The sequence below is a fragment of the Pseudomonas sp. LBUM1676 genome (assembly GCF_059695605.1).
Window position 1 is genome coordinate 6,250,755 of sequence record NZ_CP166777.1, and the last position, 25,472, is coordinate 6,276,226.

30 protein-coding genes and 4 tRNA genes are annotated in these 25,472 nt (G+C 55.0%); all 34 read right to left on the minus strand.

Features of this window, described 5'->3' with window-relative positions:
- Nucleotides 1-8: 8 nt before the first annotated feature.
- The gene (gene rplF, locus ACA041_RS28910; protein ID WP_003176412.1) at nt 9-542 is read right to left on the minus strand and encodes a 50S ribosomal protein L6; all 534 of its coding nucleotides are present in this window, start codon (nt 540-542) and stop codon (nt 9-11) included.
- A gap of 12 nt (nt 543-554) precedes the next feature.
- Complete coding sequence (gene rpsH, locus ACA041_RS28915) at nt 555-947, minus strand: 30S ribosomal protein S8 (protein WP_003186040.1); 393 nt, start codon at nt 945-947, stop codon at nt 555-557.
- 210 nt (nt 948-1,157) lie between these two features.
- The gene (gene rpsN / locus ACA041_RS28920; protein WP_003176414.1) at nt 1,158-1,463 is read right to left on the minus strand and encodes a 30S ribosomal protein S14; all 306 of its coding nucleotides are present in this window, start codon (nt 1,461-1,463) and stop codon (nt 1,158-1,160) included.
- A 13-nt stretch (nt 1,464-1,476) separates the two neighbouring features.
- A complete protein-coding gene (gene rplE / locus ACA041_RS28925; RefSeq protein WP_003176415.1) occupies nt 1,477-2,016 on the minus strand; it encodes a 50S ribosomal protein L5 in 540 nt (179 codons plus the stop codon).
- Between the two features lie 22 nt (nt 2,017-2,038).
- On the minus strand, nt 2,039-2,353 hold the full coding sequence (gene rplX, locus ACA041_RS28930) for a 50S ribosomal protein L24 (RefSeq protein WP_003176416.1): 315 nt from the start codon (nt 2,351-2,353) through the stop codon (nt 2,039-2,041).
- Nucleotides 2,354-2,364: 11 nt separating this feature from the next.
- The gene (gene rplN, locus ACA041_RS28935) at nt 2,365-2,733 is read right to left on the minus strand and encodes a 50S ribosomal protein L14 (RefSeq protein ID WP_002555479.1); all 369 of its coding nucleotides are present in this window, start codon (nt 2,731-2,733) and stop codon (nt 2,365-2,367) included.
- Between the two features lie 23 nt (nt 2,734-2,756).
- A complete protein-coding gene (rpsQ, locus tag ACA041_RS28940) occupies nt 2,757-3,023 on the minus strand; it encodes a 30S ribosomal protein S17 (protein ID WP_003176419.1) in 267 nt (88 codons plus the stop codon).
- Nucleotides 3,024-3,025: 2 nt separating this feature from the next.
- Nucleotides 3,026-3,217 carry a 50S ribosomal protein L29 gene (rpmC, locus tag ACA041_RS28945; protein ID WP_008030901.1) on the minus strand — a complete coding sequence of 64 codons (192 nt, stop codon included), beginning with the start codon at nt 3,215-3,217 and terminating at the stop codon, nt 3,026-3,028.
- Nucleotides 3,217-3,630, minus strand: a complete 414-nt coding sequence (rplP, locus tag ACA041_RS28950; RefSeq protein ID WP_007896757.1) for a 50S ribosomal protein L16 — start codon at nt 3,628-3,630, stop codon at nt 3,217-3,219. The genes rpmC and rplP overlap by 1 nt, the downstream gene beginning before the upstream one ends.
- A 12-nt stretch (nt 3,631-3,642) precedes the next feature.
- Complete coding sequence (rpsC, locus tag ACA041_RS28955) at nt 3,643-4,329, minus strand: 30S ribosomal protein S3 (protein WP_003176422.1); 687 nt, start codon at nt 4,327-4,329, stop codon at nt 3,643-3,645.
- 13 nt (nt 4,330-4,342) lie between these two features.
- Nucleotides 4,343-4,675: a 50S ribosomal protein L22 gene (gene rplV / locus ACA041_RS28960; RefSeq protein ID WP_003103908.1), complete on the minus strand. Its 333-nt coding sequence runs from the start codon at nt 4,673-4,675 to the stop codon at nt 4,343-4,345.
- A gap of 13 nt (nt 4,676-4,688) precedes the next feature.
- Nucleotides 4,689-4,964, minus strand: a complete 276-nt coding sequence (gene rpsS / locus ACA041_RS28965; protein WP_002555486.1) for a 30S ribosomal protein S19 — start codon at nt 4,962-4,964, stop codon at nt 4,689-4,691.
- A 16-nt stretch (nt 4,965-4,980) separates the two neighbouring features.
- On the minus strand, nt 4,981-5,805 hold the full coding sequence (gene rplB, locus ACA041_RS28970) for a 50S ribosomal protein L2 (RefSeq protein ID WP_003176423.1): 825 nt from the start codon (nt 5,803-5,805) through the stop codon (nt 4,981-4,983).
- A gap of 14 nt (nt 5,806-5,819) precedes the next feature.
- Nucleotides 5,820-6,119 carry a 50S ribosomal protein L23 gene (gene rplW, locus ACA041_RS28975; protein ID WP_002555488.1) on the minus strand — a complete coding sequence of 100 codons (300 nt, stop codon included), beginning with the start codon at nt 6,117-6,119 and terminating at the stop codon, nt 5,820-5,822.
- Nucleotides 6,116-6,718 carry a 50S ribosomal protein L4 gene (gene rplD / locus ACA041_RS28980; protein ID WP_007896707.1) on the minus strand — a complete coding sequence of 201 codons (603 nt, stop codon included), beginning with the start codon at nt 6,716-6,718 and terminating at the stop codon, nt 6,116-6,118. Before rplD ends, rplW begins: the two co-directional genes overlap by 4 nt.
- A gap of 12 nt (nt 6,719-6,730) precedes the next feature.
- Complete coding sequence (gene rplC, locus ACA041_RS28985; RefSeq protein ID WP_003186059.1) at nt 6,731-7,366, minus strand: 50S ribosomal protein L3; 636 nt, start codon at nt 7,364-7,366, stop codon at nt 6,731-6,733.
- 80 nt (nt 7,367-7,446) lie between these two features.
- Nucleotides 7,447-7,758 (minus strand): 30S ribosomal protein S10, encoded by a 312-nt coding sequence (gene rpsJ, locus ACA041_RS28990; protein WP_003186070.1) that lies wholly within the window; start codon nt 7,756-7,758, stop codon nt 7,447-7,449.
- A 156-nt stretch (nt 7,759-7,914) separates the two neighbouring features.
- Nucleotides 7,915-9,108 carry an elongation factor Tu gene (gene tuf / locus ACA041_RS28995; RefSeq protein WP_007896660.1) on the minus strand — a complete coding sequence of 398 codons (1,194 nt, stop codon included), beginning with the start codon at nt 9,106-9,108 and terminating at the stop codon, nt 7,915-7,917.
- Between the two features lie 32 nt (nt 9,109-9,140).
- Nucleotides 9,141-11,246, minus strand: a complete 2,106-nt coding sequence (gene fusA, locus ACA041_RS29000; protein ID WP_150582440.1) for an elongation factor G — start codon at nt 11,244-11,246, stop codon at nt 9,141-9,143.
- 30 nt (nt 11,247-11,276) lie between these two features.
- Nucleotides 11,277-11,747 (minus strand): 30S ribosomal protein S7, encoded by a 471-nt coding sequence (rpsG, locus tag ACA041_RS29005; RefSeq protein WP_002555493.1) that lies wholly within the window; start codon nt 11,745-11,747, stop codon nt 11,277-11,279.
- 116 nt (nt 11,748-11,863) lie between these two features.
- Nucleotides 11,864-12,235, minus strand: coding sequence for a 30S ribosomal protein S12 (rpsL, locus tag ACA041_RS29010; RefSeq protein WP_002555494.1), 372 nt, complete (start codon nt 12,233-12,235; stop codon nt 11,864-11,866).
- Nucleotides 12,236-12,450: 215 nt separating this feature from the next.
- Entirely contained in the window at nt 12,451-16,650 is a 4,200-nt protein-coding gene (rpoC, locus tag ACA041_RS29015; RefSeq protein ID WP_017341073.1) for a DNA-directed RNA polymerase subunit beta', read from the minus strand.
- A gap of 64 nt (nt 16,651-16,714) precedes the next feature.
- Nucleotides 16,715-20,788 (minus strand): DNA-directed RNA polymerase subunit beta, encoded by a 4,074-nt coding sequence (gene rpoB, locus ACA041_RS29020; protein WP_064680059.1) that lies wholly within the window; start codon nt 20,786-20,788, stop codon nt 16,715-16,717.
- 220 nt (nt 20,789-21,008) lie between these two features.
- Complete coding sequence (gene rplL / locus ACA041_RS29025) at nt 21,009-21,374, minus strand: 50S ribosomal protein L7/L12 (RefSeq protein WP_010467258.1); 366 nt, start codon at nt 21,372-21,374, stop codon at nt 21,009-21,011.
- An 80-nt stretch (nt 21,375-21,454) separates the two neighbouring features.
- Complete coding sequence (gene rplJ / locus ACA041_RS29030) at nt 21,455-21,955, minus strand: 50S ribosomal protein L10 (RefSeq protein WP_008145489.1); 501 nt, start codon at nt 21,953-21,955, stop codon at nt 21,455-21,457.
- 198 nt (nt 21,956-22,153) lie between these two features.
- Nucleotides 22,154-22,849 (minus strand): 50S ribosomal protein L1, encoded by a 696-nt coding sequence (gene rplA / locus ACA041_RS29035; RefSeq protein WP_111451231.1) that lies wholly within the window; start codon nt 22,847-22,849, stop codon nt 22,154-22,156.
- On the minus strand, nt 22,849-23,280 hold the full coding sequence (gene rplK / locus ACA041_RS29040; RefSeq protein ID WP_003210097.1) for a 50S ribosomal protein L11: 432 nt from the start codon (nt 23,278-23,280) through the stop codon (nt 22,849-22,851). Before rplK ends, rplA begins: the two co-directional genes overlap by 1 nt.
- Nucleotides 23,281-23,397: 117 nt before the next feature.
- Nucleotides 23,398-23,931: a transcription termination/antitermination protein NusG gene (gene nusG, locus ACA041_RS29045; RefSeq protein WP_007896622.1), complete on the minus strand. Its 534-nt coding sequence runs from the start codon at nt 23,929-23,931 to the stop codon at nt 23,398-23,400.
- Between the two features lie 9 nt (nt 23,932-23,940).
- The gene (gene secE / locus ACA041_RS29050) at nt 23,941-24,309 is read right to left on the minus strand and encodes a preprotein translocase subunit SecE (RefSeq protein ID WP_064680062.1); all 369 of its coding nucleotides are present in this window, start codon (nt 24,307-24,309) and stop codon (nt 23,941-23,943) included.
- A gap of 45 nt (nt 24,310-24,354) precedes the next feature.
- Nucleotides 24,355-24,430, minus strand: a tRNA-Trp gene (locus ACA041_RS29055).
- A gap of 169 nt (nt 24,431-24,599) precedes the next feature.
- Nucleotides 24,600-24,675, minus strand: a tRNA-Thr gene (locus tag ACA041_RS29060).
- Nucleotides 24,676-24,701: 26 nt separating this feature from the next.
- Nucleotides 24,702-24,775: transfer RNA gene (locus tag ACA041_RS29065), tRNA-Gly, on the minus strand.
- 24 nt (nt 24,776-24,799) lie between these two features.
- A tRNA-Tyr gene (locus tag ACA041_RS29070) sits at nt 24,800-24,884 on the minus strand.
- Nucleotides 24,885-25,026: 142 nt separating this feature from the next.
- A complete protein-coding gene (locus ACA041_RS29075) occupies nt 25,027-25,467 on the minus strand; it encodes a hypothetical protein (protein ID WP_497438904.1) in 441 nt (146 codons plus the stop codon).
- Nucleotides 25,468-25,472: the final 5 nt, after the last annotated feature.

A 25,472-nucleotide genomic window follows, 5' to 3' on the forward strand; every position in this document is an offset into this window, starting at 1 on the left:
GCTATGCCCTACTTCTTCTTGGCTTCTTTACGACGGACGACTTCGTCCGCGTAGCGCACACCTTTGCCTTTGTACGGCTCTGGTGGACGGAAGTCGCGGATCTCGGCGGCCACTTGACCTACCAGCTGCTTATCGATGCCCTTGATCAGGATATCGGTCTGGCTAGGAGTCTCAGCGGTGATGCCTTCCGGCAGTTCATAATCCACTGGGTGCGAGAAGCCAAGAGCCAGGTTCAGCACTGTGCCTTTTGCTTGCGCTTTGTAACCAACACCGACCAGCTGGAGCTTGCGCTCGAAGCCTTGGCTTACGCCTTGGACCATGTTGTTTACCAACGCACGAGTGGTACCAGCCATTGCGCGAGTCTGTTGATCGCCATTGCGAGCAGCAAAACGCAGCTCACCGGCTTCTTCAACAATCTCAACGGACGAATGGATGTTCAGTTCGAGAGTGCCCTTGGCACCCTTCACCGAAAGCTGTTGGCCTGCGAATTTGACTTCGACACCGGCTGGCAGCTTAACGGGGTTCTTAGCGACGCGTGACATGCTTATCCCCCCTTAGAACACAGTGCAAAGAACTTCGCCGCCGACACCGGCAGCGCGCGCAGCACGATCCGTCATCACACCTTTGTTGGTGGAGACGATAGACACACCGAGACCGCCACGAACTTTCGGCAGATCATCGACGGACTTGTACTGACGCAGGCCTGGACGGCTAACGCGCTTCACTTCTTCGATGACCGGACGGCCTTCGAAATATTTCAGCTCGATAGACAGCAGTGGCTTGATTTCGCTGCTGATCTGATAACCCGCAATGTAACCTTCGTCCTTCAGGACTTTGGCAACAGCTACCTTCAAAGTAGAAGATGGCATGCTTACGACGGACTTTTCAGCCATCTGGGCATTACGGATTCGAGTTAGCATGTCCGCTAACGGGTCCTGCATACTCATGGGCTAGACGCTCCTAATACACAAAAAATTAGCCTTGCGGCTACTACGTGTCGCCGAGGACATCCATGCGAAAAAAGCACGGGCTCAGGCGAGCCGGGTATTCTAGACACACCCCACAAATGAATCAAGCCCCAAAAGGGGCTTGATTCAAGTTCAAGGTCACCGGTGGTCAGGATCTTGCGATCCCGGACACCGAGACTTTGACAGTGCTTACCAGCTGGCTTTAACCAGACCAGGTACGTCACCACGCATTGCCGCTTCACGCAGTTTGTTACGGCCAAGGCCGAACTTGCGGTAAACGCCGTGTGGACGACCGGTCAGGCGGCAGCGGTTACGCATGCGCGAAGCGCTTGCGTCACGTGGCTGCTTCTGCAGAGCGACTGTAGCTTCCCAACGTGCTTCTGGACTTGCGTTCAGATCAACGATGATAGCTTTCAGTGCTGCACGCTTCTTGGCGTACTTGGCAACCGTGAGCTGACGCTTCAGCTCGCGGTTTTTCATGCTCATCTTGGCCATTTTCCTACTCCAATCAGTTGCGGAACGGGAATTTGAAAGCACGCAACAGGGCGCGACCTTCATCATCGTTCTTGGCAGTGGTGGTCAGGGTAATGTCCAGACCGCGGAGAGCATCGATCTTGTCGTAGTCGATTTCCGGGAAGATGATCTGCTCTTTAACGCCCATGCTGTAGTTACCACGACCATCGAAGGACTTGGCATTCAGGCCGCGGAAGTCGCGAACCCGAGGCAGGGAGATCGACAGCAGACGATCCAGGAATTCGTACATACGCTCACGGCGCAGAGTCACTTTGACGCCGATCGGCCAACCTTCACGGACTTTAAAGCCAGCGATGGATTTCCGAGCGTAAGTCACAACGACTTTCTGACCGGTGATCTTTTCCAGATCGGCAACAGCGTGCTCGATGACTTTTTTGTCACCGACCGCTTCGCCCAGACCCATGTTCAGGGTGATTTTGGTAACGCGTGGAACTTCCATCACGTTCGAAAGCTTAAGTTCTTCCTTAAGCTTCGGTGCGATTTCCTTCCAGTAAATCTCTTTTAGTCGTGCCATGGTCTCATCTACCTAGCAGTGTTCAAGCATCAACCGCTTTTTGGGTCGACTTGAAGACACGAATTTTCTTGCCGTCTTCTACTTTGAAACCAACGCGATCAGCCTTGTTGGTTTCGCCGTTGAAAATGGCGACGTTAGAAGCGTCCAGTGGAGCTTCTTTTTCGACGATACCGCCCTGCACGCCCGACATCGGGTTAGGCTTGGTATGACGCTTGACCAGGTTCAGACCACCAATAACCAGACGGTTATTAGCGAGAACCTTAAGCACCTTACCGCGCTTACCTTTGTCTTTGCCGGCGATCACGATGATCTCGTCGTCACGACGAATCTTTTGCATGTCGGATCTCCTTACAGCACTTCTGGGGCGAGCGAGACGATCTTCATGAACTTCTCAGTACGAAGTTCACGGGTCACTGGCCCAAAGATACGGGTGCCGATCGGCTCTTGCTTGTTGTTCAGAAGAACAGCAGCGTTGCCATCAAAGCGGATAATGGAGCCATCTGCACGGCGAACGCCGTGACGAGTGCGGACTACAACAGCAGTCATCACTTGGCCTTTTTTCACCTTACCGCGAGGAATTGCTTCCTTCACGGTAACCTTGATGATGTCACCGATACCAGCGTAACGACGATGGGAGCCACCCAGCACCTTGATGCACATAACGCGGCGTGCGCCGCTGTTATCGGCCACATCGAGCATGGATTGAGTCTGAATCATATAATTTCTCCGACCCCTAGTCCTTAGACTTCCACAGCGCGTTCGAGAACATCAACCAGCGCCCAAGACTTGGTCTTGGCCAAAGGACGAGTTTCACGAATAGTGACTTTGTCGCCGATGTGGCACTGATTGGTTTCGTCGTGCGCGTGCAGCTTAGTCGAACGCTTAACGTATTTACCGTAGATCGGGTGCTTTACGCGACGCTCGATCAGAACGGTGATGGTCTTGTCCATTTTGTCGCTGACAACACGGCCAGTCAGCGTACGGACGGTTTTTTCGGCTTCAGCCATGATTACTTACCTGCCTGCTGTTTGAGCACAGTCTTCACGCGAGCGATGTCACGCTTAACTTGCCGGAGCAGGTGAGACTGCCCCAACTGGCCAGTTGCTTTCTGCATGCGCAGATTGAACTGGTCGCGCAGCAGGCCGAGCAGTTGCTCGTTAAGCTGCGGCGCGTCTTTTTCACGAAGTTCGTTCGCTTTCATCACATCACCGTCCGTTTAACAAAAGCGGTGGCGAGCGGCAGCTTTGCAGCAGCCAGGGCAAAAGCCTCACGCGCCAGCTCTTCAGAAACGCCCTCGATTTCATACAGGACTTTGCCTGGCTGAATCTGGGCAACCCAGTACTCCACACTACCCTTACCTTTACCCATCCGAACTTCGAGTGGCTTTTTGGAAATAGGCTTGTCCGGGAATACACGGATCCAGATCTTGCCGCCACGTTTAACGTGACGGGTCAGTGCACGACGCGCTGACTCGATCTGACGAGCGGTGAGACGACCACGAGCTACAGACTTCAGCGCGAACTCGCCGAAGCTGACTTTGCTACCGCGCTGAGCCAGACCACGGTTGTGGCCTGTCATCTGCTTGCGGAACTTCGTACGCTTTGGTTGCAACATTTGGCGTACCCCTTACTTAGCAGCTTTTTTACGAGGCGCTGGTGCTTGTGGTTTCAGTTCTTCTTGGCGACCACCAATTACTTCGCCCTTGAAGATCCAAACCTTTACACCGATCACACCGTAAGTGGTGTGAGCTTCGTAGTTGGCATAGTCGATGTCGGCACGCAGGGTGTGCAGTGGCACACGACCTTCGCGATACCATTCAGTACGTGCGATTTCAGCACCGCCGAGACGACCGCTCACTTGGATTTTGATGCCTTTGGCACCAATGCGCATGGCGTTCTGTACAGCGCGCTTCATAGCGCGACGGAACATTACGCGACGCTCCAGCTGCTGAGCTACGCTCTGCGCAACCAACATACCGTCGAGCTCCGGCTTACGGATTTCTTCGATATTGATGTGCACAGGCACACCCATTTGTTTGGTCAGGTCCTGACGCAGTTTCTCAACATCTTCACCTTTCTTCCCGATAACGATACCTGGACGAGCGGTGTGGATGGTGATACGTGCAGTTTGAGCCGGACGATGGATATCGATACGGCTTACGGACGCGCTTTTTAGTTTGTCTTGGAGATACTCACGCACTTTCAGATCAGCGAACAAATAGTCCGCATAAGTCCGACCGTCTGCGTACCAGACGGAGGTGTGCTCCTTGACGATTCCCAGGCGAATGCCAATGGGATGTACTTTCTGACCCATCTCTTCGACTCCGTTACTTGTCAGCAACCTTGACAGTGATATGGCAAGACCGCTTGACGATGCGATCAGCACGGCCTTTGGCTCGTGGCATGATTCGCTTCAGCGAACGCCCTTCGTTGACGAAAACGGTGCTGACTTTAAGGTCATCAACGTCTGCGCCTTCGTTATGCTCGGCGTTGGCTACGGCCGACTCCAGCACTTTCTTCATGATCTCGGCGGCTTTCTTACTGCTGAAAGCCAACAGGTTGAGCGCTTCGCCCACCTTCTTCCCGCGGATCTGGTCGGCGACCAAGCGGGCTTTCTGGGCGGAGATTCGAGCGCCCGACAACTTAGCGGCTACTTCCATCGTTCCTTACCCCTTAACGCTTGGCTTTCTTGTCTGCCACGTGCCCACGATATGTGCGGGTACCGGCAAACTCGCCCAGTTTGTGGCCGACCATGTCTTCGTTCACGAGAACTGGAACATGTTGACGACCGTTATGCACTGCAATGGTCAGACCGACCATTTGTGGCAGGATCATCGAACGACGCGACCAGGTCTTAACTGGTTTGCGATCGTTCTTTTCCGCCGCCACTTCGATCTTCTTCAGTAGGTGAAGATCAATAAAAGGACCTTTTTTCAGAGAACGTGGCACTGTCGTATCCCTCTATTTACTTGCGACGACGGACGATCATTTTGTCGGTACGCTTATTACCACGAGTCTTCGCGCCCTTAGTCGGGAAGCCCCATGGCGATACCGGATGACGACCACCAGAGGTACGACCTTCACCACCACCATGTGGGTGGTCAACCGGGTTCATGGCAACACCACGAACGGTTGGGCGAACGCCACGCCAGCGTTTGGCACCAGCTTTACCCAGCGAACGCAGGCTGTGCTCGGAGTTCGAGACTTCACCCAGGGTCGCGCGGCATTCAGCCAGCACTTTACGCATCTCACCAGAACGCAGACGCAGGGTCACGTAGACACCTTCACGAGCGATCAGCTGAGCCGAAGCACCAGCGGAACGAGCGATCTGTGCGCCTTTACCTGGCTTCAATTCGATGCCGTGTACGGTGCTACCAACTGGAATGTTACGCAGTTGCAGAGCGTTGCCCGGCTTGATCGGCGCCAAGGCACCTGCGATCAGCTGGTCGCCAGCACTCACGCCTTTAGGCGCGATGATGTAGCGACGCTCGCCATCTGCGTACAGCAGCAGAGCGATGTGAGCAGTACGGTTTGGATCGTATTCGATACGCTCGACAGTGGCAGAGATGCCATCTTTGTCGTTGCGACGGAAATCGACCAGACGATAATGCTGCTTATGGCCACCACCGATGTGACGAGTGGTAATGCGACCATTGTTGTTACGACCACCAGTCTTCGATTTTTTCTCGAGCAGCGGTGCGTGAGGAGCGCCTTTATGCAGCTCCTGGTTGACCACCTTGACCACAAAACGGCGGCCAGGGGAAGTCGGTTTGCATTTAACGATTGCCATGATGCACCCCTTCCTTACTCAGCACTGCTGCTGAAATCGAGATCTTGGCCTGGCTGAAGGGAGATAACTGCCTTCTTCCAGTCATTACGCTTGCCCAGACCGCGAGCAGTGCGCTTGCTCTTACCCAGAACATTCAGGGTAGTAACACGCTCTACTTTCACGCTGAACAGGCTTTCGACGGCCTTCTTGATTTCCAGCTTGGTTGCGTCAGTTGCAACCTTGAAAACGAACTGGCCTTTCTTGTCAGCCAGAACCGTAGCCTTCTCGGAAACGTGCGGGCCAAGCAGAACTTTAAATACGCGTTCCTGGTTCATCCCAGCAGCTCCTCGAATTTCTTCACGGCCGACACGGTGATCAACACCTTGTCGTATGCGATCAGACTAACTGGATCGGAACCTTGCACGTCACGTACATCAACGTGTGGCAGGTTGCGAGCAGCCAGGTACAGGTTCTGATCAACGACTTCAGACACGATCAAGACGTCAGTCAGGCCCATGCCGGTCAGTTTGTTCAGCAGATCTTTGGTCTTCGGTGCATCAACAGCGAAGTCCTGAACCACTACCAGACGATCAGTACGCACCAGCTCAGCAAGGATGGAACGCATTGCTGCGCGATACATCTTCTTGTTCAGCTTCTGGGTGTGATCCTGAGGACGAGCTGCGAAAGTGGTACCGCCGCCACGCCAGATTGGGCTACGGATAGTACCGGCACGAGCACGGCCAGTACCTTTCTGACGCCAAGGGCGCTTACCGCCACCACGAACGTCGGAACGGGTCTTTTGCTGCTTGCTACCTTGACGGCCGCCGGCCATGTAGGCCACGACTGCTTGGTGAACCAGCGTCTCGTTGAATTCGCCGCCAAATGTCAGTTCGGAAACTTCGATCGCTTGAGCGTCATTTACATTTAATTGCATGTCAGCTTCCCCTTAACCGCGAGCCTTGGCTGCTGGACGTACAACCAAGTTGCCGCCAGTAGCGCCAGGAACAGCACCCTTGACCAACAACAGATTGCGTTCAGCGTCCACGCGCACTACTTCCAGGGACTGCACGGTCACGCGCTCAGCGCCCATATGACCGGACATTTTTTTGCCCTTGAATACACGACCAGGAGTCTGGCACTGGCCGATAGAGCCTGGAACGCGGTGGGACACGGAGTTACCGTGGGTATTATCTTGCCCGCGGAAATTCCAACGCTTGATCGTACCCTGGAAGCCTTTACCCTTGGACTGACCGGTTACATCAACCAGTTGACCAGCGGCGAAGATTTCAGCGTTGATCAGATCGCCGGCCTGGTACTCGCCTTCTTCAAGGCGGAATTCCATTACGGTACGACCAGCGGCAACGTTCGCTTTAGCGAAGTGGCCAGCCTGAGCAGCTGTAACACGCGAAGCACGACGCTCGCCTACAGTGACTTGCACTGCACGATAGCCATCGGTCTCTTCAGTTTTGAACTGGGTGACGCGATTCGGCTCGATCTCAATGACCGTGACCGGAATGGAGACACCTTCTTCGGTGAAAATACGGGTCATACCGCATTTACGACCGACTACACCAATAGTCATGTTGTAAACCTCATGAGTGTACGGGGCTTTCACCCGCTATGGCCGCCCATTTCAGAGCGTTACACGACTAAGACCGAGTCTTAGCCGAGGCTGATCTGCACTTCCACACCGGCCGCAAGATCAAGCTTCATAAGAGCATCAACGGTTTTATCCGTTGGCTGGACGATGTCCAGTACGCGCTTATGAGTACGGATCTCGTACTGGTCACGCGCGTCTTTGTTGACGTGCGGGGAGACCAGAACGGTGAACCGCTCTTTACGGGTAGGCAGTGGAATTGGACCACGCACTTGAGCACCAGTACGTTTCGCGGTTTCCACGATTTCCTGGGTGGATTGGTCGATCAGGCGATGGTCAAAAGCCTTCAACCTGATACGGATTTGCTGATTTTGCATTGGATTTCAGACTCCGGCTGCTATTCCCACCGAGCGCAATACGCCCGTTAAAAGGAGGCGCAATTCTATAGACGCCCCATATGGGTGTCAACCCAATAAAAAAGCCCCCGCTGAGCGGGGGCCTCTTCAACTCATCGAAGCTGACTCAAAAAGAGCTTACTCGATGATTTTGGCTACGACGCCAGCGCCGACGGTACGACCGCCTTCACGGATAGCGAAACGCAGACCGTCTTCCATTGCGATGGTTTTGATCAGGGTGACAACCATTTTGATGTTGTCGCCTGGCATTACCATTTCAACGCCTTCCGGCAGTTCGCAGTTACCAGTCACGTCAGTAGTACGGAAGTAGAACTGTGGACGGTAGCCTTTGAAGAACGGAGTGTGACGACCGCCTTCTTCTTTGCTCAGAACGTAGACTTCAGCTTCGAACTTGGTGTGCGGCTTAACCGAACCTGGCTTGACCAGAACCTGGCCACGCTCAACGTCGTCACGCTTGGTACCACGCAGCAGAACGCCGCAGTTCTCGCCAGCACGACCTTCGTCGAGCAGCTTACGGAACATTTCAACACCGGTGCAGGTGGTGACGGTAGTGTCACGCAGACCAACGATTTCCAGTGGATCCTGAACCTTGACGATACCGCGCTCGATACGACCAGTTACAACAGTACCGCGACCGGAGATCGAGAATACGTCTTCGATTGGCATCAGGAACGGCTTGTCGATAACACGAACTGGATCTGGGATGTAGCTGTCCAGAGTCTCAACCAGTTTACGAACGGCAGTGGTGCCCATTTCGTTGTCGTCTTGGCCGTTCAGAGCCATCAGAGCCGAACCGATGATGATCGGGGTGTCGTCGCCTGGGAAGTCGTAAGTGCTCAGCAGATCGCGCACTTCCATCTCAACCAGCTCCAGCAGCTCAGCGTCGTCAACCATGTCAGCCTTGTTCAGGAAGACAACGATGTACGGAACGCCAACCTGACGGGACAGCAGGATGTGCTCACGGGTTTGTGGCATCGGACCATCAGCGGCCGAGCAAACCAGGATAGCGCCGTCCATCTGAGCAGCACCGGTGATCATGTTCTTCACATAGTCAGCGTGACCTGGGCAGTCAACGTGAGCGTAGTGACGGATCAGCGAGTTGTATTCAACGTGCGCGGTGTTGATGGTGATACCACGAGCCTTTTCTTCCGGAGCGCTGTCGATCTTGTCGAAAGCAACAACGGCCGAACCGAAAACTTCGGAGCAGACGCGAGTCAGAGCAGCGGTCAGCGTGGTTTTACCGTGGTCGACGTGACCGATGGTGCCAACGTTGACGTGCGGGAGGGTACGGTCAAATTTTTCTTTAGCCACGACAATTAACTCCTAGCCTAAAGGGGGCTGAATCAGCCTTGTTTTTTGGTAACGGTTTCGACGATGTGCGACGGAGCCGTATTGTATTTTTTGAATTCCATAGAGTAGCTTGCGCGACCTTGGGACATGGAGCGAACGTCGGTTGCGTAACCGAACATCTCACCCAGCGGAACTTCGGCACGAATTACTTTGCCGGAGACCGTGTCTTCCATACCCAGGATCATGCCGCGACGACGGTTAAGGTCGCCCATCACGTCACCCATATAGTCTTCAGGTGTAACAACCTCTACCGCCATGATCGGCTCAAGCAGCTCACCACCGCCCTTCTGGGCCAGTTGCTTGGTCGCCATGGAAGCAGCCACCTTAAACGCCATCTCGTTGGAGTCGACGTCGTGGTAGGAACCATCAAACACAGTAGCCTTCAGGCCGATCAGCGGATAGCCGGCAACAACGCCGTTCTTCATCTGCTCTTCGATGCCCTTCTGGATAGCCGGGATGTATTCCTTAGGAACAACACCACCCACTACTTCGTTCACGAATTGCAGACCTTCCTGACCTTCGTCAGCAGGAGCAAAACGGATCCAGCAGTGGCCGAACTGACCACGACCGCCGGATTGACGAACGAACTTGCCTTCAATTTCGCAGTTCTTCGTGATGCGCTCACGGTACGAAACCTGAGGCTTACCGATGTTGGCTTCGACGTTGAACTCACGGCGCATCCGGTCAACCAGGATGTCCAGGTGCAACTCGCCCATGCCGGAGATGATCGTTTGACCAGTCTCTTCATCAGTCTTGACGCGGAAAGACGGGTCTTCCTGAGCAAGTTTGCCCAGAGCGATACCCATTTTTTCCTGGTCATCCTTGGTCTTAGGCTCTACGGCAACCGAAATAACCGGCTCCGGGAAGTCCATGCGAACCAGGATGATTGGCTTGTCAGCGCTGCACAAGGTTTCGCCAGTGGTGACGTCCTTCATGCCGATCAAGGCCGCGATGTCACCAGCGCGTACTTCCTTGATTTCTTCACGGGCGTTTGCGTGCATTTGCACCATACGACCCACGCGCTCTTTCTTGCCCTTAACCGAGTTGATCACGCCGTCGCCGGAGGCCAACACGCCCGAGTAAACTCGAACGAAGGTCAAGGTACCCACGAATGGGTCGGTAGCGATCTTGAAAGCCAGAGCCGAGAACGGCTCGCTGTCATCTGCGTGACGTTCCATCTGCTTTTCCTCGTCATCAGGGTCAGTACCCTTGATGGCAGGAATGTCAGTTGGAGCAGGCAGGTAATCGATAACGGCGTCGAGAACCAGGGGAACACCCTTGTTCTTGAAGGAAGAACCGCAAACAGCCAGAACGATCTCACCAGCGATAGTACGCTGACGCAGAGCGGCCTTGATTTCCGCGTTGGTGAGTTCTTCACCTTCGAGGTACTTGTTCATCAGCTCTTCGCTGGCTTCGGCCGCAGCCTCAACCATGTTGCCGCGCCACTCGTCAGCCAGTTCCTGCAGTTCAGCAGGGATAGGCTTACGAACTGGAACCATACCTTTGTCAGAGTCATTCCAGTAAACAGCTTCCATAGCCATCAGATCGATCTGACCCTGGAAGTTGTCTTCGGAACCGATAGCCAATTGGATTGGCACCGGAGTGTGACCCAGACGCTGCTTGATCTGGCCGATCACGCGCAGGAAGTTCGCACCAGCACGGTCCATCTTGTTTACGTAAACAAGACGTGGAACGCCGTACTTGTTGGCTTGACGCCATACGGTTTCCGACTGAGGCTCAACACCCGAGGTGCCGCAGAACACAACGACCGCACCGTCGAGAACACGCAGGGAACGCTCAACTTCAATAGTGAAGTCCACGTGACCCGGGGTGTCGATGACGTTGAAGCGGTATTGGTCCTTGTGCTGCTTCTCGGAACCCTGCCAGAAGGCGGTAATGGCAGCAGAAGTAATGGTAATACCACGCTCCTGCTCCTGCACCATCCAGTCTGTGGTCGCGGCGCCGTCATGCACCTCGCCCATTTTGTGACTTTTGCCAGTGTAAAAAAGGACGCGCTCGGTGGTGGTGGTTTTACCAGCATCCACGTGAGCAACGATACCAATGTTACGGTAGCGGTTAATCGGTGTAGTACGAGCCATAAAGCCCTCGCAAAATTAGTGACGCTAAAATTAGAAGCGGTAGTGCGAGAAAGCCTTGTTGGCTTCAGCCATACGGTGCACGTCTTCACGCTTCTTAACTGCAGCACCTTTACCTTCAGCGGCGTCCAACAGTTCGCCAGCCAAACGCAGAGCCATAGACTTCTCGCCGCGCTTGCGGGCGAAGTCTACCAACCAGCGCATTGCCAGGGCGTTACGACGGGACGGACGAACTTCAACCGGAACCTGGTAAGTAGCACCGCCTACACGGCGCGACTTCACTTCGACCAGCGGAGCGATGGCGTCGAGAGCTTTCTCGAAGATTTCCAGGGGGTCGCTGTTCTTGCGTTCTTTAACCTTTTCCAGCGCGCCATAAACGATACGCTCGGCAACGGCTTTCTTGCCGCTTTCCATCACGTGGTTCATGAACTTGGCCAGGATCTGGCTGCCGTATTTTGGATCGTCAAGCACTTCGCGCTTGGCTGCTACGCGTCTTCTTGGCATGGATAAGCCCTCAAACGGTCTTCAGGTTCGCTCGGAATCGGTGCCCTTTCGGGACGCCTCCGACCTTACTCTTATCGACTCAGAAAAATAGAAAATCAGTTTACAAAAAGCCGCTACTACTTAGGCTTCTTGGTACCGTACTTCGAACGACCCTGGTTACGACCTTTAACGCCGGAAGTATCCAGAGAACCGCGTACGGTGTGGTAACGAACACCTGGCAAGTCTTTTACACGACCGCCGCGGATCAGTACCACGCTGTGCTCTTGCAGGTTGTGGCCTTCACCGCCGATGTACGAGGAAACCTCGAAACCGTTGGTCAGACGCACACGGCATACTTTACGCAGTGCCGAGTTAGGTTTTTTCGGCGTGGTGGTATACACACGGGTGCATACGCCACGACGTTGCGGGCAGTTCTGCAGCGCAGGCACGTCGGATTTCTCGACGATACGCTTACGCGGCTGACGTACCAGCTGGTTGATAGTTGCCATCTACTAGCTCCACTGTTGTCTTGCGACGCTATTGTCTTGCAAGAAAAGCAAAATGGCAGGAACGAATTCCCGCCAAATTTAGGGGTACAAGAGTCTAAAGAGGATCTTGCCCCCAGTCAAGGCAAGGCCCCGACCTCCCCGCTCATCCAACCTCGACAAATTGTCTCGATTCGATGAACGGAACGGCCAGGGCCTACGCTCATTTATCGCAGAACTCAGTTACCGCTCGAGTTCAGCGCTTCGGTCAGTGCAGCTTCCACTTCACTGGCGCTTACGCGCAACGGTTTGTCAGCATCACGGCGGCGCTTGCGCTCGCTGTGATAAGCCAGACCGGTACCGGCCGGGATCAGACGACCCACGACCACGTTTTCTTTCAGGCCGCGCAGGTAATCGCGCTTGCCGGTTACCGCCGCTTCGGTCAGTACGCGAGTGGTTTCCTGGAAGGAAGCCGCCGAGATGAACGATTCGGTGGACAACGACGCCTTGGTGATACCCAACAGCACGCGAGTGAACTTGGAAACGAATTTCTCGTCGCCAGCCAGACGCTCGTTCTCTACCAGAACGTGAGTCAATTCCATCTGGTCGCCCTTGATGAAACTGGAATCGCCGGATTCAGCGATTTCAACTTTACGCAGCATCTGACGCAGGATGGTCTCGATGTGCTTGTCGTTGATCTTCACGCCTTGCAGACGATAAACGTCCTGGATCTCGTTCACGATGTACTTGGCCAGCGCACTCACACCCAGCAGACGCAGGATGTCGTGTGGATCGCTCGGGCCGTCGGAGATAACTTCGCCGCGGTTTACCTGTTCGCCTTCGAAGACGTTCAGGTGACGCCACTTCGGAATCAGCTCTTCGTACGGATCGCTACCGTCGTTCGGGGTAATGACCAGACGACGCTTGCCTTTGGTCTCTTTACCGAACGCGATGGTGCCGCTGACTTCAGCCAGAATCGACGCTTCCTTCGGACGACGAGCTTCGAACAAGTCGGCAACACGCGGCAGACCACCGGTGATGTCACGGGTCTTCGAAGTCTCTTGCGGAATACGAGCGATAACATCACCGATCGCGATTTTCGCACCGTCCGCTACACCGACCAGGGCGTTGGCAGGCAGGAAGTACTGAGCAATTACGTCGGTACCCGGCAGCAAGAGATCCTTGCCGTTGTCATCAACCATCTTCACAGCAGGACGGATATCTTTACCGGCAGCTGGACGGTCTTTGGCGTCGAGTACTTCAATGTTGGTCATACCGGTCAATTCGTCAGTCTGACGCTTGATCGTGATGCCTTCTTCCATGCCCACGTAGGTCACGGTACCTTTCATTTCGGTAACGATTGGGTGAGTGTGCGGATCCCACTTGGCCACGATTGCGCCAGCGTCGACCTTGTCACCTTCTTTAACCGAAATCACAGCACCGTACGGCAGCTTGTAACGCTCGCGCTCACGACCGAAGTCATCAGCGATTGCCAGCTCACCGGAACGGGACACCGCAACCAGGCAACCATCCACTCGCTCAACGTGTTTCAGGTTGTGCAGACGGACAGTACCGCCATTTTTCACCTGAACGCTGTCGGCTGCGGAGGTCCGGCTTGCCGCACCACCGATGTGGAACGTACGCATGGTCAGCTGGGTACCCGGCTCACCGATGGACTGGGCAGCGATAACGCCGACCGCTTCACCGATGTTCACCTGGTGACCACGAGCCAGGTCACGGCCGTAGCACTTGGCGCAAATGCCGTAGCGGGTTTCGCAGCTGATCGGCGAACGCACGATCACTTCGTCGATGCTGTTCAGCTCGATGAACTCGACCCACTTCTCGTCTACCAGCGTGCCGGCAGGAACGATTACTTCTTCGGTACCTGGCTTGAATACGTCACGGGCGATGACTCGACCCAATACGCGTTCACCCAATGGCTCAACAACGTCACCGCCTTCAATGTGCGGAGTCATTACCAGGCCATGTTCGGTGCCGCAATCGATCTCGGTTACAACCAGATCCTGCGCCACGTCTACCAGACGACGAGTCAGGTAACCGGAGTTCGCCGTTTTCAACGCGGTATCCGCCAAACCTTTACGAGCACCGTGAGTCGAGATGAAGTACTGGAGTACGCTCAAACCTTCACGGAAGTTCGCAGTAATCGGCGTTTCGATGATGGAACCGTCCGGCTTGGCCATCAGGCCACGCATACCGGCGAGCTGACGGATCTGCGCAGCAGAACCCCGTGCGCCCGAGTCGGCCATCATGTACATCGAGTTGAAGGATTCCTGGTCGACTTCGACGCCATGACGGTCGATGACTTTCTCTTTCGAGAGGTTGGCCATCATCGCCTTGGAAACTTCGTCGTTCGCCTTGGACCAAAGGTCGATCACTTTGTTGTACTTCTCGCCCTGGGTTACCAGGCCGGAGGCGTACTGACTTTCGATCTCTTTCACTTCGTCGGTAGCAGCACCGATGATGCGGGCTTTTTCATCCGGGATAACGAAGTCGTTAACGCCGATGGAAACGCCGGAAATGGTCGAATAGGCAAAACCGGTGTACATCAACTGGTCAGCGAAGATCACGGTCTCTTTCAAACCAACCACGCGGTAGCACTGGTTGATCAGCTTGGAGATCGCCTTTTTCTTCATCGGCTGGTTGACGACGTCGTACGACAGGCCTGGTGGAACAACCTGGAACAACAGCGCACGGCCGACAGTGGTGTCGACGATACGGGTGTTCTTGACGCTGCCGCCATCACGATCGTTGACGGTTTCGTTGATCCGCACTTTGACCTTGGCGTGCAGTGCGGCTTCGCCGGCACGGAACACACGGTCAACTTCCTGCAGATCCGCGAACACACGACCTTCGCCCTTGGCGTTGATCGCTTCACGAGTCATGTAGTACAGACCCAATACAACGTCCTGCGACGGAACGATGATTGGCTCACCGTTGGCTGGCGACAGAATGTTGTTGGTCGACATCATCAACGCACGCGCTTCCAACTGGGCTTCCAGTGTCAGCGGTACGTGCACGGCCATTTGGTCGCCGTCGAAGTCGGCGTTGTACGCAGCACAGACCAGAGGGTGCAGCTGGATAGCTTTACCTTCGATCAGTACCGGTTCAAACGCCTGGATACCCAGACGGTGAAGGGTCGGTGCACGGTTGAGGAGAACCGGGTGTTCGCGAATCACTTCAGCGAGAACGTCCCAAACCTCTGGCAGTTCGCGCTCGACCATTTTCTTGGCCGCTTTGATGGTGGTCGCGAGACCACGCATTTCCAGCTTGCCGAAAATGAACGGTTTGAACAGCTCAAGTGCCATTTTCTTAGGCAGACCGCACTGGTGCAGACGCAGGGTCGGACCTACGGTAATTACCGAACGACCGGAGTAGTCAACACGCTTACCGAGCAAGTTCTGACGGAAACGACCTTGCTTACCCTTGATCATGTCAGCCAGGGATTTCAGAGGACGCTTGTTGGAACCGGTGATAGCGCGGCCACGACGACCGTTGTCGAGCAGTGCGTCGACGGCTTCCTGCAACATACGCTTTTCGTTGCGCACGATGATGTCCGGAGCGGACAGATCGAGCAGACGCTTCAAGCGGTTGTTACGGTTGATCACTCGACGATACAGATCGTTGAGGTCGGAAGTCGCGAAGCGACCGCCATCCAGCGGGACCAGTGGACGCAGATCTGGCGGCAGAACCGGCAGAACGGTCAGCACCATCCATTCTGGAAGGTTGCCGGAACCCTGGAAGGCTTCCATCAACTTCAGACGCTTGGACAGCTTCTTGATCTTGGTTTCGGAGTTGGTTTGCGGAATTTCTTCACGCAGACGGCCAATCTCGTGTTCCAGGTCGATAGCGTGCAGCAGTTCGCGGACAGCTTCGGCACCCATGCGGGCATCGAAATCGTCGCCGAACTCTTCCAGCGCTTCGAAGTACTGCTCGTCGTTGAGCAGCTGACCTTTTTCAAGGGTGGTCATGCCTGGATCGATAACGACATAGCTCTCGAAGTAGAGAACGCGTTCGATATCACGCAGGGTCATGTCCATCAGCAAGCCGATACGCGACGGCAGCGATTTCAGGAACCAGATGTGGGCAACTGGCGAAGCCAGTTCGATGTGCGCCATGCGCTCACGACGAACCTTGGCCAGCGCGACTTCAACACCGCACTTCTCGCAGATCACACCACGGTGCTTCAAGCGCTTGTACTTACCGCACAGGCACTCGTAATCCTTTACCGGGCCAAAGATCTTGGCGCAGAACAGGCCGTCACGCTCAGGTTTGAACGTACGGTAGTTGATGGTTTCCGGCTTTTTAACTTCACCGAACGACCACGAACGGATCATCTCAGGCGATGCCAATCCAATACGGATGGCGTCGAACTCTTCGACTTGACCCTGGTTTTTCAGCAAATTCAGTAGGTCTTTCAAGGCCTTTCCTCCTGGCGGAGCAGAGAGCGGGCAATCCTGCCCCGCTCTCGATTCGCGTCACGTGTTATTCGGTTTCCAGATCGATATCGATGCCGAGGGAACGAATTTCCTTGATCAACACGTTGAAGGACTCGGGCATGCCCGGCTCCATACGGTGATCGCCGTCCACGATGTTTTTGTACATCTTGGTCCGGCCGTTCACATCGTCCGACTTCACTGTGAGCATTTCTTGCAGAGTGTAAGCAGCACCGTATGCTTCCAGTGCCCAGACCTCCATCTCCCCGAAACGCTGACCACCGAACTGTGCCTTACCACCCAGCGGCTGCTGGGTAACCAGGCTGTACGAACCGGTAGAACGAGCGTGCATCTTGTCGTCTACCAAGTGGTTCAGCTTCAGCATGTACATGTAGCCAACAGTAACCGGGCGCTCGAACTTGTTGCCGGTACGGCCGTCGGTCAGCTGCATCTGGCCACTTTCTGGCAGGTCCGCCAGTTTCAGCATGGCCTTGATTTCGCTTTCCTTGGCACCGTCGAACACTGGAGTGGCCATTGGAACGCCGCCACGCAGGTTCTTCGCCAGATCCAGGATTTCCTGGTCGGAGAAGCTGTCCAGATCTTCGTTGCGACCGCCGATCTCGTTGTAGATCTCGTGCAGGAACTTGCGCAGATCGGCAACTTTACGCTGCTCTTCGATCATGCGGTTGATCTTCTCGCCCAAGCCTTTGGCCGCGAGGCCCAGGTGGGTTTCAAGGATCTGACCAACGTTCATACGCGAAGGTACGCCCAACGGGTTGAGGACGACGTCGACCGGGGTGCCATTGGCATCGTGCGGCATGTCTTCAACCGGCATGATCACGGAGACCACACCTTTGTTACCGTGACGACCGGCCATCTTGTCGCCCGGCTGGATGCGGCGACGGATTGCCAGGTAAACCTTGACGATTTTCAGCACGCCTGGAGCCAGGTCATCGCCCTGCTGCAGTTTGCGCTTCTTGTCTTCGAACTTGTCGTCCAGCAGACGGCGGCGATCAACGATGTAGGCCTGGGCCTTCTCGAGCTGCTCGTTCAGAGCATCTTCAGCCATGCGCAGTTTGAACCACTGACCATGCTCAAGACCGTCGAGTACTTCGTCGGTGATGTCCTGACCTTTCTTCAGGCCGGCGCCGCCTTCGGCTTTGTGGCCGACCAGAGCGGAACGCAGACGTTCGAAAGTCGCGCCTTCAACGATACGGAACTCTTCGTTCAGGTCCTTGCGGATCTCGTCGAGCTGGGTCTTCTCGATCGACAGTGCACGAGCATCACGCTCAACGCCGTCGCGGGTGAAGACCTGTACGTCGATGACGGTACCCTTGGTGCCGGTAGGCACACGCAGGGAGGTGTCTTTAACGTCGCTGGCTTTTTCACCGAAGATGGCACGCAGCAGTTTTTCTTCCGGAGTCAGCTGGGTCTCGCCTTTCGGAGTGACCTTACCCACCAGGATGTCGCCTGCGCCTACTTCAGCACCTACGTAAACGATACCGGCTTCGTCCAGCTTGTTCAGTGCCGCTTCACCCACGTTCGGGATGTCGGCAGTGATTTCCTCTGGCCCAAGCTTGGTATCACGCGCCACACAGGTCAGTTCCTGAATGTGGATCGTGGTGAAGCGATCTTCCTGAACCACACGCTCGGACAGGCAGATGGAGTCTTCGAAGTTGAAGCCGTTCCATGCCATGAACGCGATGCGCATGTTCTGACCCAGTGCCAGCTCACCCATGTCGGTGGACGGACCGTCGGCCATGATGTCGCTACGCTGAACCCGATCACCTTTACGCACCAGCGGACGCTGGTTGATGCAGGTGTTCTGGTTGGAGCGGGTGTATTTGGTCAGGTTGTAGATGTCGACACCAGCTTCGCCGGTTTCAACTTCGTCATCAGCAACACGAACCACGATACGGCTGGCGTCGACGGAATCGATAACGCCGCCACGACGAGCCACGACGCAAACGCCGGAGTCACGGGCTACGTTACGCTCCATGCCGGTACCGACCAGCGGCTTGTCAGCGCGCAGGGTGGGTACAGCTTGACGCTGCATGTTCGAACCCATCAACGCACGGTTGGCGTCATCGTGCTCGAGGAACGGGATCAGCGACGCTGCAACCGAAACTACCTGCTTGGGCGATACATCCATCAAGGTGACGTCTTCCGGCGCCTTGACGGTGAACTCGTTCAAGTGACGAACAGCTACCAGTTCGTCGATCAGGACTTTCTTGTCGTTCATCGTGGCCGAAGCCTGAGCGATCACGTGATCAGCTTCTTCGATGGCGGACAGGAATACGATCTCGTCGGTGACCAGAGCGTCTTTCACCACACGGTACGGGCTCTCGAGGAAGCCGTACTGGTTGGTGCGCGCATAAGCGGCCAAGGAGTTGATCAGACCGATGTTCGGACCTTCCGGCGTTTCAATCGGGCATACACGACCGTAGTGAGTCGGGTGTACGTCACGAACTTCGAAGCCGGCGCGCTCACGAGTCAAACCGCCAGGGCCGAGTGCAGACACACGACGCTTGTGGGTGATCTCGGACAGCGGGTTGTTCTGGTCCATGAACTGGGACAGCTGGCTGGAACCGAAGAACTCTTTCACCGCCGCAGCCACTGGCTTGGCGTTGATCAGGTCTTGCGGCATCAGGCCTTCGCTTTCAGCCATCGACAGACGCTCTTTGACCGCACGCTCAACACGTACCAGGCCAACGCGGAACTGGTTCTCGGCCATTTCGCCTACGCAGCGAACACGACGGTTACCCAGGTGGTCGATGTCATCGACGATGCCTTTACCGTTACGGATGTCGACCAGAGTCTTCAGAACCGCGACGATGTCTTCCTTGCACAACACGCCCGAACCTTCGATCTCGGTGCGACCGATACGACGGTTGAACTTCATCCGGCCGACCGCAGACAGGTCATAGCGCTCAGGGCTGAAGAACAGGTTGTTGAACAGGGTCTCGGCAGCATCCTTGGTTGGCGGCTCGCCTGGACGCATCATGCGATAGATCTCGACCAGCGCTTCCAATTGGTTGCTGGTGGAGTCGATCTTCAGGGTGTCGGAGACGAACGGGCCGCAGTCGATATCGTTGGTGTACAGAGTTTCGATGCGAACAACCTGGGCCTTGGCAATTTTTGCCAGGATCTCGGTGTTCAGCTCGGTGTTGCACTCTGCCAGGATTTCGCCGGTTGCCGGATGCACGATGGCCTTGGCGGTAGTGCGACCCAGGACGTAGTCCAGAGGCACTTCCAGGGTCTTGAGACCGGCTTTTTCGATCTGGTTGATGTGGCGCGCAGTAATACGGCGACCAGCCTCAACGATGACCTTGCCCTTCTCGTCCTGAATATCAAGAACAGCGATTTCACCACGCAGACGCGAAGCAATCAGTTCCAGACTGAGGGTTTCGCCGCTCAGGTGGAAAACGTTGGTGGTGTAGAACGCGTCGAGCACTTCTTCAGTGGTATAGCCGAGCGCGCGCAGCAGTACCGATGCAGGCAGCTTGCGACGACGGTCGATACGCACGAATACGCAGTCTTTCGGGTCGAACTCGAAGTCCAGCCACGAACCGCGGTAAGGAATGATGCGCGCGGAGTACAGCAGCTTGCCGGAGCTGTGCGTCTTGCCACGGTCGTGGTCGAAGAACACGCCCGGGGAACGGTGCAGCTGGGAAACGATTACTCGCTCGGTACCGTTGATTACGAAGGTACCGTTTTCAGTCATCAGGGGGATTTCACCCATGTAGACTTCTTGCTCTTTGATGTCCTTGATCGCTTTGTTCGACGATTCTTTGTCGAAAATGATCAGGCGCACTTTTACCCGCAAAGGTACGGCGTAAGTTACACCGCGCAATACGCATTCTTTGACATCAAATGCCGGTTCGCCCAGGCGATAACCGACGTACTCCAGCGCAGCATTGCCGGAGTAGCTGATGATCGGGAAAACGGATTTGAAGGCCGCATGCAGGCCCACGTCGCGGAACTGATCTTTAGTCGCTCCCGCCTGCAAGAATTCACGATACGAATCCAGCTGGATTGCCAGGAGATACGGCACATCCATGACGTCCGGCAACTTGCTAAAGTCCTTGCGGATACGTTTTTTCTCAGTATATGAGTAAGCCATCAGCGTTCCCCAGCTTGGTCACCTGCTTGTTTGGCCCCTCCCGACGGGAGCAGCCAGAAAATCGTGCAAACCCCATGGTTTGCGCCACCGCATCGGGTGGTTACAGCTCGTTACCAGCACCGACCCAGTCGGCTGCCAATAACGGAAAAAGGCCGGTGGCAAGAGCCACCAGCCATCAGCCTTTCGCTTAACGCTCGGGCTGGAGACGCAAAGTCGATGCTTACTTCAGCTCGACTTTAGCGCCTGCTTCTTCCAGAGTGGCTTTGGCTTTGTCAGCTGCGTCTTTCGAAACAGCTTCCAGAACCATGCCAGGAGCGCCGTCAACTACAGCCTTGGCTTCTTTCAAGCCCAGACCGGTCAGTTCACGTACTGCCTTGATCACGTTAACTTTCTTCTCGCCAGCTTCCAGCAGCATGACGTTGAATTCAGTTTGTTCTTCAACAACGGCAGCGACAGCAGCTGGACCAGCAGAAGCAGCGGCAGCGGAAACGCCGAACTTCTCTTCCATGGCCTTGATCAGCTCAACGATTTCCAGAACGGATTTTTCGCCGATTGCTTCGATGATTTGGTCGTTAGTCAGAGACATGACTATAAATTCCTGTATTGGGGTGACAGCCTACGCGGCCATCGAAATAAACAATAAACGCTGAAAGGAGTCGCTCAGCCTTAGGCTGCAGCAGCTTCTTTCTGGTCGCGAAGAGCCGCCAGAGTACGAGCCAATTTGCTGGTTGCGCCTTGAATCACGCTCATCAGCTGGGAAATTGCTTCGTCACGGGTCGGCAGGCTTGCCAGTACGTCGATCTGATTAGCTGCGAGGAACTTGCCCTCGAACGCAGCTGCCTTGATCTCGAACTTGTCCTGACCTTTTGCGAACTCTTTGAAAATACGGGCAGCAGCGCCCGGATGGTCTTTGGAGAATGCAATCAAGGTCGGGCCGGTGAACACGTCGTTGAGCACGTCATATTGAGTGCCAGCAACGGCGCGCTTGAGCAGGGTGTTACGTACAACACGTACGTATACGCCAGCTTCACGAGCCTCTTTACGGAGTCCGGTCATAGCGCCTACTGTTACGCCACGGGCATCAGCCACGACAGCGGACAGAGCAACTTGGGCAGCCTTGTTGACTTCAGCGACGATGGCCTTCTTGTCTTCAAGTTTAATTGCCACGGGAAAAACTCCTGCTTGTTACCGTTTCATCCAACCGAGGCCAGATGTCGTTTTGGTGTCTGATTCGGTAAGGAACCGGGAGCACCATCTGCGTAGGCTTGAGGTTTAAGACTTGCGCCGCCTACGGTCTTGGATAGCCCCCGCCAGGCAGGGACCCCAATCTTTCAATTGGCGCAATCACTTGCGCCAACCTGTGTCTTACGCGTCGAGCGAGCCTTGGTCGATGACCAGACCTGGACCCATGGTGGTGCTCAGGGTCACGCGCTTGACGTAAATACCTTTCGAGGAAGCTGGCTTGATACGCTTCAGATCAGCGATCAGGGCTTCAACGTTTTCCTTCAGCTTGACGGCATCGAAGCCGACTTTGCCAACGGAGGTGTGGATGATGCCGTTTTTGTCGGTGCGATAACGAACCTGACCAGCCTTGGCGTTTTTAACCGCGGTAGCTACGTCTGGGGTTACGGTGCCGACTTTAGGGTTAGGCATCAGGCCACGTGGACCGAGGATCTGACCCAACTGGCCTACAACGCGCATGGCATCCGGGGATGCGATCACTACGTCATAGTTCAGGTCGCCGCCTTTCATTTCGGCAGCCAGGTCGTCCATACCTACACGGTCAGCGCCGGCAGCCAGAGCGGCCTCAGCAGCTGGACCCTGGGTGAACACGGCTACGCGAACGGTCTTGCCAGTGCCGTGTGGCAGCACAGTAGCGCTACGAACGACCTGGTCGGATTTACGCGGGTCAACGCCAAGGTTTACAGCAACGTCGAACGACTCGCTGAACTTGACAGTCGACAGCTCAGCCAGCAGCGCAGCAGCATCTACAAAGTTGTAGGATTTGCCGGCTTCGATTTTGCTGGCGATAGCCTTTTGACGCTTGGTCAACTTAGCCATTACACACCCTCCACGTTAAGGCCCATGCTACGAGCAGAACCGGCGATAGTACGCACGGCTGCATCCATATCAGCTGCAGTCAGATCCGCGTTTTTGGTTTTCGCGATTTCTTCCAGCTGAGCACGGGTCACGGTGCCAACCTTAACGGTGTTCGGACGAGCGGAACCGCTAGTCAGACCAGCAGCCTTCTTCAGCAGAACCGAAGCAGGGGTGGACTTGGTTTCGAAAGTGAAGCTACGGTCGCTGTAGACAGTGATGATCACTGGAGTCGGCAGACCTGGTTCAATACCCTGGGTACGGGCGTTGAAAGCCTTGCAGAATTCCATGATGTTCACGCCGTGCTGACCCAGTGCAGGACCAACAGGTGGACTTGGGTTAGCCTGAGCGGCCTTCACTTGCAGCTTGATGTAAGCGGTAATCTTCTTGGCCATGAGGCACTCCAATTACGGGTTCGAACGCCTCGAAAGGCTCCCCGGTTACTTGCGCGTTTATCCCAGTGACGACAAAACCCCACAGCCTGAGGCTGCGGGGTTGGGATGCTTGCTCAGCTAGACCTTTTCGACCTGGCTGAACTCCAGCTCTACCGGAGTAGAGCGTCCGAAAATGAGCACTGCCACTTGGATCCGGCTCTTTTCGTAGTTAACTTCTTCAACCGTGCCAGTAAAATCGGCAAACGGTCCGTCGTTGACACGTACCGACTCACCTGGCTCGAACAACGTCTTCGGCTTCGGCTTGTCGCTACCATCAGCAACACGACGCAGAATCGCTTCTGCCTCTTTATCTGTGATCGGTGCAGGCTTATCAGCAGTACCGCCGATGAAACCCATCACCCGAGGCGTGTCCTTGACCAAGTGCCAAGTACCCTCGTTCATGTCCATCTGGACCAGCACATAACCTGGGAAGAACTTGCGCTCGCTTTTGCGTTTCTGGCCATTACGCATTTCAACCACTTCTTCAGTGGGAACCAGAATTTCGCCAAAGCCATCTTCCATGCCAGCCAGCTTTACGCGCTCTACCAACGAGCGCATGACATGCTTCTCGTAACCGGAGTAAGCATGCACAACGTACCAACGCTTAGCCACGGGACACCCTTAGCCGACAATCAAGGAAACAAGCCAGCCGAGCAGGGAATCAAGCCCCCACAACAGCAACGCCATAACCAGGACAACAGCCACAACAATCAACGTGGTCTGCGTGGTTTCTTGGCGAGTTGGCCATACGACTTTACGAATCTCGGTGCGAGCTTCCTTTACCAGTACAAAGAAAGACTTGCCCTTGGCTGTCTGCAGGCCTACAAAGGCAGCTACAGCAGCAATGACGAGCAAAGCAAGCACACGGTACAGGATCGGCGACGCAGAGTAATACTGATTGCCAACAACGCCAACAACCACCAAAGCAGCTACTGCAAGCCACTTGAGCAGATCGAAGCGAGAGCCTTGAGCTTCAGCTTTAGGAGTCATCTATGAAGATCCTGTGAAAAGAAAGCCAGACACACCAAGTGAATCTGGCAGGTCAGGAGGGAATCGAACCCCCAACCTACGGTTTTGGAGACCGTCGCTCTGCCAATTGAGCTACTGACCTAAAACAAAATCAGGCCGACCATTATGCCGGCCCGAAAAAGACTTTACAACAATTTACTCAATGGCCTTTGCACCCCATCAGCACCGAGACTCAAATCACCCTCAGGGACAACGAAACACAACCAGGCCATTAAAACAAAGGCAGATATTTTCATATCTGCCTTGTTATATGGAGCTCTTGAGCGGATTTGAACCGCTGACCTCACCCTTACCAAGGGTGTGCTCTACCAACTGAGCTACAAGAGCGTAACACCGTGCAAAACCTGCAAACTTGGAGCGGGTAGCGGGAATCGAACCCGCATCATCAGCTTGGAAGGCTGAGGTTCTACCACTAAACTATACCCGCGAGGCTTGCAGCTCTCGCTAAAAATGGTGGAGGGGGAAGGATTCGAACCTTCGAAGTCGTAGACGTCAGATTTACAGTCTGATCCCTTTGGCCGCTCGGGAACCCCTCCTAAGCGAGCCGGCATTCTATATCATGCCAGCCTTCTGTCAAGCATTTTCTCATTAAAAACCTGAGGTTAGCTGCGTTGACCTCGCTTCGCACCGTTAACCGTTAAAGGTCTTCACTGCGAAGCGGGCGCCATTCTATGCAAACTATTCAGCGGGTGCAACCCCCTCGCAAGGCATTATTTTATGTTTTAACTCATTGAATTCTCTGGAAAGGTTTTGCAGCTGCAGATCATCCAGCCAGCGTCGGCTTTCCGGTGCCACACGCACCCAGTAACCAGGAGCATCGGCACCCCCTCTGGGCAGGGACTGGAACTTGATTTCCATGCCACTCAACCGCCGCTCAACCGCCTGAGCAGCCTCTTGACGAGCAAATCCCCCTAAATACAGACAGCTATTGTCTGGCTGTGCAGGCTTTGCCTTCTCGCGAGCCGCCGCAGTCGATTCGCTCAGCAAACGGATATCTTGTTGCGAGCCCCGATACAGACTCAATGGCGTTACGTCCTTCGCACGAAGCGGGGCCTCTTGTTGGTGCCAGATGTAATAGAACACATTGAGTACAAGCAGCAGCAGGAACATCCAACGCATAAAAA

What these genes read in the sequence shown, in the direction of transcription:
- rplF (WP_003176412.1), bottom strand. Translation starts at nt 542, where the DNA reads ATGTCACGCGTCGCTAAGAACCCCGTTAAGCTGCCAGCCGGTGTCGAA.
- rpsH (WP_003186040.1), bottom strand. Translation starts at nt 947, where the DNA reads ATGAGTATGCAGGACCCGTTAGCGGACATGCTAACTCGAATCCGTAAT.
- rpsN (WP_003176414.1), bottom strand. Translation starts at nt 1,463, where the DNA reads ATGGCCAAGATGAGCATGAAAAACCGCGAGCTGAAGCGTCAGCTCACG.
- rplE (WP_003176415.1), bottom strand. Translation starts at nt 2,016, where the DNA reads ATGGCACGACTAAAAGAGATTTACTGGAAGGAAATCGCACCGAAGCTT.
- rplX (WP_003176416.1), bottom strand. Translation starts at nt 2,353, where the DNA reads ATGCAAAAGATTCGTCGTGACGACGAGATCATCGTGATCGCCGGCAAA.
- rplN (WP_002555479.1), bottom strand. Translation starts at nt 2,733, where the DNA reads ATGATTCAGACTCAATCCATGCTCGATGTGGCCGATAACAGCGGCGCA.
- rpsQ (WP_003176419.1), bottom strand. Translation starts at nt 3,023, where the DNA reads ATGGCTGAAGCCGAAAAAACCGTCCGTACGCTGACTGGCCGTGTTGTC.
- rpmC (WP_008030901.1), bottom strand. Translation starts at nt 3,217, where the DNA reads ATGAAAGCGAACGAACTTCGTGAAAAAGACGCGCCGCAGCTTAACGAG.
- rplP (WP_007896757.1), bottom strand. Translation starts at nt 3,630, where the DNA reads ATGTTGCAACCAAAGCGTACGAAGTTCCGCAAGCAGATGACAGGCCAC.
- rpsC (WP_003176422.1), bottom strand. Translation starts at nt 4,329, where the DNA reads ATGGGTCAGAAAGTACATCCCATTGGCATTCGCCTGGGAATCGTCAAG.
- rplV (WP_003103908.1), bottom strand. Translation starts at nt 4,675, where the DNA reads ATGGAAGTAGCCGCTAAGTTGTCGGGCGCTCGAATCTCCGCCCAGAAA.
- rplB (WP_003176423.1), bottom strand. Translation starts at nt 5,805, where the DNA reads ATGGCAATCGTTAAATGCAAACCGACTTCCCCTGGCCGCCGTTTTGTG.
- rplW (WP_002555488.1), bottom strand. Translation starts at nt 6,119, where the DNA reads ATGAACCAGGAACGCGTATTTAAAGTTCTGCTTGGCCCGCACGTTTCC.
- rplD (WP_007896707.1), bottom strand. Translation starts at nt 6,718, where the DNA reads ATGCAATTAAATGTAAATGACGCTCAAGCGATCGAAGTTTCCGAACTG.
- rplC (WP_003186059.1), bottom strand. Translation starts at nt 7,366, where the DNA reads ATGACTATTGGTGTAGTCGGTCGTAAATGCGGTATGACCCGTATTTTC.
- rpsJ (WP_003186070.1), bottom strand. Translation starts at nt 7,758, where the DNA reads ATGCAAAATCAGCAAATCCGTATCAGGTTGAAGGCTTTTGACCATCGC.
- fusA (WP_150582440.1), bottom strand. Translation starts at nt 11,246, where the DNA reads ATGGCTCGTACTACACCGATTAACCGCTACCGTAACATTGGTATCGTT.
- rpsG (WP_002555493.1), bottom strand. Translation starts at nt 11,747, where the DNA reads ATGCCAAGAAGACGCGTAGCAGCCAAGCGCGAAGTGCTTGACGATCCA.
- rpsL (WP_002555494.1), bottom strand. Translation starts at nt 12,235, where the DNA reads ATGGCAACTATCAACCAGCTGGTACGTCAGCCGCGTAAGCGTATCGTC.
- rpoB (WP_064680059.1), bottom strand. Translation starts at nt 20,788, where the DNA reads ATGGCTTACTCATATACTGAGAAAAAACGTATCCGCAAGGACTTTAGC.
- rplL (WP_010467258.1), bottom strand. Translation starts at nt 21,374, where the DNA reads ATGTCTCTGACTAACGACCAAATCATCGAAGCAATCGGCGAAAAATCC.
- rplA (WP_111451231.1), bottom strand. Translation starts at nt 22,849, where the DNA reads ATGGCTAAGTTGACCAAGCGTCAAAAGGCTATCGCCAGCAAAATCGAA.
- rplK (WP_003210097.1), bottom strand. Translation starts at nt 23,280, where the DNA reads ATGGCCAAGAAGATTACCGCTTACATCAAGCTGCAAGTGAAGGCCGCT.
- secE (WP_064680062.1), bottom strand. Translation starts at nt 24,309, where the DNA reads ATGACTCCTAAAGCTGAAGCTCAAGGCTCTCGCTTCGATCTGCTCAAG.
- ACA041_RS29075 (WP_497438904.1), bottom strand. Translation starts at nt 25,467, where the DNA reads ATGCGTTGGATGTTCCTGCTGCTGCTTGTACTCAATGTGTTCTATTAC.